The organism is Micrococcus sp. Mcc89, from assembly GCF_024519795.1.
Taxonomy (GTDB): Bacteria; Actinomycetota; Actinomycetes; order Actinomycetales; family Micrococcaceae; genus Micrococcus; species Micrococcus luteus.
This window is the reverse complement of the sequence record NZ_JALJRI010000090.1, coordinates 1-267: the sequence shown is the minus strand read 5'-3', so window position 1 is coordinate 267 and position 267 is coordinate 1. Positions and strand designations below refer to the sequence as shown.

1 protein-coding gene is annotated in these 267 nt (G+C 67.4%); it reads left to right on the top strand.

All coding sequences use genetic code 11. The annotated features are described in order from the left end of the window. Window positions 1–20: 20 nt before the first annotated feature. Window positions 21–267: transposase (locus NR072_RS11570; protein ID WP_256836931.1), on the top strand; the 247-nt coding region annotated here is incomplete at its 3' end.

Here is a 267-nt window from a genome sequence, read left to right as displayed (position 1 = left end):
CTCGAAAGGACATCACCACGATGACCGCTCCACACATTGTCGACCCTGAACGCCTGCTGCGCGAAGCTCTCGGGGAGGCCTCCCCAGACCTGCTGCGCCACCTGCTGCAGACCGTGATCAACGCACTGCTCTCCGCCGACGCTGACGCGGTCTGCGGGGCCGAGTACGGCAAGCCCTCCGAACACCGGACAGCGCAGCGCAACGGCTACCGCCACCGACCCCTGGACACCCGCGCCGGCACGATCGATGTGGCCATCCCCAAACTCC